At 63.0% G+C, this 7,424-nt stretch carries 6 protein-coding genes; 1 reads left to right on the top strand and 5 read right to left on the bottom strand.

The window, feature by feature from the left end; genetic code table 11:
* A partial coding sequence (locus GYA94_RS24740; RefSeq protein WP_161893302.1) for a GGDEF domain-containing protein occupies nucleotides 1-1,026 on the bottom strand: 1,026 nt, incomplete at its 3' end.
* Between the two features lie 291 nt (nucleotides 1,027-1,317).
* Nucleotides 1,318-2,646, bottom strand: coding sequence for a CDP-diacylglycerol--serine O-phosphatidyltransferase (pssA, locus tag GYA94_RS24735; RefSeq protein ID WP_110679806.1), 1,329 nt, complete (start codon nucleotides 2,644-2,646; stop codon nucleotides 1,318-1,320).
* A gap of 180 nt (nucleotides 2,647-2,826) precedes the next feature.
* Here pssA and cahR point away from each other — a divergent pair, with 180 nt between their 5' ends.
* Entirely contained in the window at nucleotides 2,827-3,834 is a 1,008-nt protein-coding gene (cahR, locus tag GYA94_RS24730; protein WP_161893301.1) for a transcriptional regulator CahA, read from the top strand.
* 58 nt (nucleotides 3,835-3,892) lie between these two features.
* On the opposite strand, the gene GYA94_RS24725 is transcribed toward cahR, so the two are convergent.
* The 3 genes from GYA94_RS24725 to GYA94_RS24715 all read right to left on the bottom strand — a co-directional run.
* Complete coding sequence (locus tag GYA94_RS24725; RefSeq protein ID WP_161893300.1) at nucleotides 3,893-5,227, bottom strand: MFS transporter; 1,335 nt, start codon at nucleotides 5,225-5,227, stop codon at nucleotides 3,893-3,895.
* A 141-nt stretch (nucleotides 5,228-5,368) separates the two neighbouring features.
* Nucleotides 5,369-6,580 (bottom strand): creatinase, encoded by a 1,212-nt coding sequence (gene creA / locus GYA94_RS24720; protein ID WP_161893299.1) that lies wholly within the window; start codon nucleotides 6,578-6,580, stop codon nucleotides 5,369-5,371.
* 156 nt (nucleotides 6,581-6,736) lie between these two features.
* Nucleotides 6,737-7,424, bottom strand: a 688-nt coding sequence (locus tag GYA94_RS24715) for a peroxidase family protein (RefSeq protein ID WP_304363548.1), incomplete at its 5' end; no start/stop codon positions are given.

Below are 7,424 nucleotides of genomic sequence, written 5' to 3'. Positions count from 1 at the left end.
CTGGTCGAACAGGTTGGCGCCAATACTGAGCGTCACCGCCTCCGGCGTCGGCACCGTCTTGCCCGCATACAGCTGGAACTGCTCCCGCAAGATCCCACCCAGGTCCAACACCCGCTCATTGCTGGTGCCACTGAGCAATATGACGAACTCGTCCCCGCCCAAACGCGCCGCCAACGAGCGCTCCGGCAGCACCGTACGGATCATCTCGCTCAGGGCGACCAGCAACCGATCCCCGGCAATATGCCCATGCAGGTCATTGACCAGCTTGAAATTGTCGATGTCGATCAGCAGCAATGCACCAGGCTGGGTTGGGCTGACGTCCTTGAAAAAAGGTGCTGCCCGCACTTCCAGGGCCCGCCGGTTGTACAGCGCGGTCAGCGGGTCGCGTGCCGCCAACCGGGCAATCCGCTCCTCGCGTCGGTAACGCACGGTGCCAGTCATCGACAAGGCAATCAGCATGATCGCCATCGCCCCCTCCACCAGCGAAACCTGAATGATCAGCCCGCCAAACGTGGCCAGGTCGATCAAGGTACCCGGTGCAATCGCAATGATTGCCTTGACCACGTAGAACACACCATGGAGCAACAGCACGTAGCGCAGCTGCACCGCGCCAACGCTCAACGACTTGCCATGGGGCCGCAACAGGAAGCTCGCCTTGAGGGTCAGCGCCGCTACCAGCAACGAGTTGACCATCAACATCACCTTCGACCACTGCGGCCCCACGGGCAACAGCAGCAGGGCGAACCAGACCAGCACGATGACCAGCCAGGCCCGTGACAAACGCTCCTGGGTAAAGCGCAGCACACCCCACAAGAAGAACCCATGGGCCACCACCAGCAAGCCATTGGCGAACCAGATGCCGATGAACAGCAAACCGATCCCGCGCAACAAGGCCAGCACGCAACCGACCGTGATGGTGGCGAAGCCTGCGCTCCAGAACAGTAGCGAGGACTCGCGGACACTGCGCCATTCAATTGCCAAATACAGGGCAGCCGCTGCTGCCAGGGCAACCGAAATGGTCAGCATCGTAGGTGGATCTAGCGCCATATACGCTTTGGCCTTTCTGGTTAACAAGGAAAAGGGCGCGATTGTATGCGCTTGTGATGACTTTTCAGAGGGGCCCTGGTCGGGAGCCCGTAAATCATAGCTCAACCGCAGGAACGCCTGCGGCAGCACCGATATCATATTGATATCATCGCAAGCTGAATAGCTGACCTGACGATCAGTCAGCTTCCCTTCATGAGGCACTCGGTCAGGCCCAGGCAGCCATTTCCTTGCGCCAGATCGTTGCGCTACCGCGTCGTGCTTCAGCCGGTGTCACAACACCCGCTTGATCAACGGTTCCAGGCGGCTGTAGCGCAAACGCCGCAGGAACCGGCGCACTTCCTTGGGATGTTCGGCCTTCACCCCCAGGGCCTCCAGCGAATCGATCGGCGGCGCGAAATGGCGCAACCCGTCGAGCTCCGCTTCACGCGGCGCCAACCATTGCCCATGCGGGTCGTCGATCAGCAAGCCGTTCTCCAGGTCCAGGTTGAACCCCCGCGGGTTCAGGTTGTTGCCGGTCAGCAGCGAATAACGCTGATCGACCCACACCCCCTTGGCATGAAACGTATGCCCCGGGTCGTTCCAGATGCGCACTTGTAGCTGCCCGCTGACTATCGCCGCCTGGCGGCGACGAACGAAGGCGCGCAAGGTGTCCTCGTACAGGTAAGGCAACGCGCCACTGGCGCTGAACGGTTCGCCTGGGGGGATATAGAAGTCGTTCGCTGTGCGGTCGCCGACAATCAACTCAACCCGCACTCCACGTGCCAACGCCTGGTCAAGCTCGCGCATCACGACACGTGGCGGGTTGAAATACGGCGTACTGATGATGATCTGCGCCTGCGCCGCCGCCAGCAGCGCGCACACGGCCCGGTTCAACCGGTTGCCTCGGCCCACGCCCAGCAGCGGTATGACCCGCAGGCCCTGCCCTGGCTCAGGGGCCGGGGCCTGATAGGCCATGCGCCGCAACCGCGCGCGCAGGCGCCGGATGTCACCGCGCAGGCTACGGGTAGAAGGTGGCGCCGGCAGATCGAGACGCGGCGTGGCGGCCGGATGCAGCAGGCGCTGCACCAGGTCGGCCATGGCGTCCGCCAGTGCCGGTGACTGGAACAGGTGATAGCGGTCCAGGCGGTAGCGATCGAAACGGTGCAGGTACACGTTGTTCAGGCTGGCACCGGTATAGATCACACAGTCGTCGATGATGCTGCCCTTGAGGTGCAACACCCCAAACAGCTCGCGGGTCTGCACCGGCACCCCATGGATGGCGATCTCCAGCCCGTGCAACTGGCGCTGGGCCTGGTACCAGGCCGCATTGCCCGGCTGACGCCCGGCCCCCAGCAGCCCGCGGCGGGCGCGGAACCAGTCGACCACGACGGTGATTTGCAGGCCTGGGCGCGCGGCCTTGGCCTGGTACAAGGCGTCCAGTACTTCCTGGCCTGCCTCGTCTTCCTGCAGGTACAGGGCCACGATGACAATGCGCCGGGTGGCCATGCCGATACGCTCGAGCAGGCAGGCACGGTAGGCCTTGGCATCGGGCAGCACCTGAATCGAGTCGGGTGCGATAGCGTAGCCTGGCAGGCTTGCCAGCAAGGTTTCCGGGTTCACTGACAATCACCTTCTCTATGCGATCACTGTTGGCCCTGCCGACGGGCAGAGCCATTCCTGGCCGCTGCGCCCTGGGTGTAAGATCGACCCGGCAACGACCTATAACAACAAGCACCACGCGAGGCCCTGTTTTTCACTGCCCCTGACAAACCACGGCTCAGCTTGCACAGGTACAGCGCAATGGTCCACCCCGTTTCTGCAAACCCGCCGCTTTCAAGTGTAAAGCGTTGTTCGGTCAAGACCTTTGGCTTTCTGATTTTGCCCAATTTCACCACGATCGGCCTGGCATCGGCCGTCGAAACCCTGCGCATGGCCAACCTGGCCGCACATCAAACCTTGTTTCGCAGTGTGTTGATTGCGGCGGATGAGGCACCGGTGGTGGCCAGCAACGGCATGCGCGTACTGCCCGACTACAGCATCGCCAACGCCCCTGCCCTGGACACGCTGCTGGTGGTAGGCGCCAACCCGATCGACCGTGGCCGCGGCAACCGCGCGCTGATCGAATGGCTGCGCCACCTGGCACGGCAACACCTGCCCCTGGGCGGTATCTGCACCGGCAGTTACCTGCTGGCCAGGGCCGAGCTGCTCACCGGCTACCGCTGTACCATCCACTGGGAAGACCTGCCAACCCTGCAAGCGCACTTTCCCGGCATCGTCATCTCCAACCAGCTGTTCGAGCTGGACCGCGACCGTTACACCTGCTCGGGCGGGGTGGCGGCGATGGACATGATGCTGCAACTGGTAGCCCGCGAGCCCGGAGGCCAGGCTATCGCCGCCAAGGCCGCCGAACTGCTGCTGTGCGATCGCGTGCGTGGCGAGCGCGACCGCCAACGGGTGCCGTTGCGCACCCTGCTCGGCAGTGCCCAGCCCAAACTCAGTCAGGTGGTGGCGATCATGGAGGCCAACCTCGAGGAACCACTGACCCTGGAGGAGCTGGCCAGCCTCAACGAGGTGACCGTGCGCCAGCTCGAAAGGTTGTTCCACAAATACCTGCAACGCACCCCCAGCCAGTACTACCTGGAACTGCGCCTGTCACACGCACGGGAGCTGCTGCTGCGCAGCGATGTGCAGGTGCGCGAAGTGGCGCTGGCGTGCGGGTTCAGTTCGCCAGCGCATTTCTCCAAGAGCTACAGCCGGTTCTTCGGGTTGTCACCACTGGGCGAGCGGCGGCAGGCCTCGTTGCACTGACCGGGGTCATGGGCTAGGTCAGGTTCGCACCCTTTGCGCGATGTGGGGGCCAGGTGATTCAATCTTCCAGCGCAGCGTGGGCTGTTTCCCGGCACATCAGCATGGCCACCAGCGCCACCAGTGCCGCTGCCAGCAAGTAACCCGCCGGCGCCAGTTTGCTGCCGGTCACCTGGATCAGCCAAGTGGCAATGAACGGTGCAGTGCCGCCAAACAGCGCATTGGCCGCATTGAAGCTCAAAGCAAAACCGCTGAAGCGCACCCGCGTGGGAAACAGCTCTGCCAGCAAGCACGGCAAGGTCCCGTCGTTCATCGCCAGCATCGCACCGAACAGGATTTGTATCGCCAGGATCACCAGCAGCGGTTGCCCGTCCAGCAGGCTGAACAGCGGCACGGTCAGGCCCAGGAACAACAGCGATGCCACCACCAGCATGGTTTTGCGTCCAAACAGGTCAGACAGCCGCCCCATCAGGAAAACCAGGCCGATATAGGTGGCCAGCGACACCGTCGACGCAATGAATGAATCCCGCTCGCTCATGCCCATTTCAGTGGACAGATAGGTCGGCATGTAGCTGAGCAGCAAATAGAACGCCACCGCGTTCAGGCAGGTAACCCCCATGCCGATAGCCAGGCTGCGGCGATGCTGGCCGAGCAGTTCGCGCAAGGGCGCCGGAGCCATGCCGGCCTTGGCTTCCAGGCGCTGCTCCATTTCCAGGAACTTGGGCGTGTCCTGCAAACTGATGCGGATGTAGCGCCCCACCAGGCCAAACGGCGCCGCCAGCAGGAACGGCAGGCGCCAGCCCCAGCTGTGCAGGGCTTCATTGCTGAGCGCTTCATGCAACAGCGCGACGAACGCTGCCCCGAACAACAGGCCCGCCGCGGTACTGGCCGGCACAATACTGGTGTACAAGCCACGCCGGCCCGGCGGCGCGTACTCGGCCAGGAACGCTGCTGCACCGGCATACTCACCCGAAGCGGAAAACCCCTGCACCAGGCGAATCAGCAACAGCAGCGCCGGCGCCCATAGGCCGATCTGGGCGTAGCCGGGTAGCAAGCCTATGCAGAAGGTGGACAGCGACATGATCAGGATCGACCACGACAGCGCCGTGCGCCGGCCATACCGGTCGCCGAAATGGCCCCAGACGATGCCGCCCAATGGGCGTACCAGAAACGACAGGGCGAACACTGCAAAGGTTGCCAACAGGCTGGTGGCCTTGTCGGCCTGCGGGAAGAAGGTGGCGGCGATGATGGTGGCCAGGTAGCCATAGGCTGCGTAGTCGAACCATTCGACGAAGTTGCCCATGAAACTGGCCCGGGCAGCCCTGCGCAGGGCTTGGCGTTCGGCGCTGTGCGAAACGCCAGCGACGGCGGATGGGTCAAGGGTGGTGCTGGACATGACGGGTACCCCATGGTTGTTCTAATTGGAGGCAGGGTGTGGTGGTCATACGGGATATTGTTGTTGTGTGTAGTGGCTTTGGCGCCGACACACCGGCGCCCACAGGGCGCTGGCGTGCCGGCGATGAAGCCGGCATCAGTCTTATTTGCGAATGATGTTGTGCTCCGGCCCATACGGGAACCGGGTGATGTTTTCGGCACCGCTGTCGTTGACGATCAGGATGTCATGCTCGCGATAGCCACCGGCCCCAGGCCGGCCTTCGGGCAGCATGATCATCGGCTCGATCGACACCACCATGCCCGGTTCCAGCACTGTGTCGATGTCTTCACGCAGTTCAAGCCCGGCCTCGCGGCCGTAGTAATGGCTCAAGGTGCCGAATGAGTGGCCATAGCCGAAGGTGCGGTATTGCAGCAGGTCATGGCGCAGGAAAATGTCATTCAGTTCACGGGCAATGTCGCTGCAGCGCATGCCTGGGCGCACCAGTTTCAGCCCGGCTTCGTGCACCTCGACGTTGGCCTGCCATAACCGCAGGTGCACCTCCGGGCAGTGGTCGAGGAACAGCGTACGCTCCAGGGCGGTGTAGTAGCCGGCGATCATCGGGAAGCAGTTGAGGCTCAGGATCTCCCCCTTGCCGACCCGGCGGCTGGTGACCGGGTTGTGTGCACCGTCGGTGTTGAGCCCGGACTGGAACCAGGTCCAGGTGTCCATCAGTTCGGCATCCGGAAAGCGTCGGGCAATCTCGCGCACCATCGCCTGGGTCGCGTGCAGCGCCACCTCGTACTCCGGCACCTGGTCACGCAGTGCCTCGACCACCGCAGCCCCGCCGATATCGGCTACCTGAGCACCGTGGCGGATCAGCGCCTGTTCCTCGGCCGACTTGATCATGCGCATGCGCATGCAGGGCGCGCCGATATCGACCAGTTCCGCTTTCGGATAGCAGGCCGCGAACTTGGCGTGGTTCTGCAGGTTGAGGTGGTCGTACTCCACCCCGATGCGCGAGGCCAGGGGCAACGCCTGCTGGATCGCGACGAAGTAGTTGTCACGTTGCCAGTCGGTGTAGACGATGTTGTCGGTACCGACCGTACGCCGCCACGGTTGCCCGCCATCGATATTGGCGCTGACTGAGACGACCTTGTCCTGGGTAACGACCAGCGCATAGGGGCGGCCGAACGAGCAATAGAGGAAGTCGCTGTAATAGTTGACGTTGTGGTACGAGGTGAAAATGGCCGCTTCGATGTCGTGTTCCGCCATGTAGGCCCGCAGCCGGGCGTGGCGGGCGGCATATTCCTGGGCAGAAAAGGTCGGCTGCACCTTGTTGCCGTTGCGGATGTTCAGGGTCTTGGGCATTTGCATGGTCGGGTTTCCTTGTCGTTGTGAGCACGCTGTTCAGGCCGGCCGCCTGAGAAGCATTGCAACAGAACCGACAAGGGCACTTTTGTATCTATCCGACCTGGAATTGGCGGGATCGCCAATGGCAACGGGGGCTGCCCGGCAGCCCCCGCAGGTTCCTCACTTCAGGTCAAAACGGTCCAGTTCCATGACCTTCTCCCAGGCGGCAACGAAATCGCGCGCGAACTTGGCGCCGCCATCACTGCTGCCGTACACCTCGCTCAACGCCCGCAATTGCGCATGCGACCCAAACACCAGGTCGACGCGGCTTGCGCTCCATTTCACTTGCCCGCTCTTGCGGTCGCGGCCTTCGAACGCTTCGTTGTCTGCCGAAGTTGGCTTCCACTCCACGCCCATGTCCAGCAGGTTGCGGAAGAAATCGTTGCTCAGGGTACCGACCTTGTCGGTGAACACGCCCTGTTGACTCCCCGCATGGTTGGCACCCAACACGCGCAGCCCGCCGATCAGTACGGTCATTTCCGGCGCGGTCAAGGTCAACAGCTGCGCCTTGTCCAGCAACAACTTCTCGGCTTTGACGCTGTAGCGGCCCTTGCTGAAATTTCGGAAGCCGTCTGCCAGCGGCTCCAGCACGGCGAACGATTCCACGTCGGTCTGTGCCTGCGTAGCATCGGCACGGCCCGGGCGAAACGCCACGCTCAGGTCATGACCGGCGTCCTTGGCGGCCTTCTCCACGGCAGCGGCACCGGCCAGCACGCTCAAGTCGGCCAGGGAAATGTGCTTGCCGCTGGCAGCGAACTCGGCCTGGATGTGCTCAAGCGCGGCAACGACCTTTCCGGTGCCCTGGTTG

The sequence above is a fragment of the Pseudomonas juntendi genome (assembly GCF_009932375.1).
Taxonomy (GTDB): Bacteria; Pseudomonadota; Gammaproteobacteria; order Pseudomonadales; family Pseudomonadaceae; genus Aquipseudomonas; species Aquipseudomonas juntendi.
The sequence above is the reverse complement of the archived record's forward strand: the minus strand, read 5'-3'. Positions and strand labels throughout refer to the sequence as shown.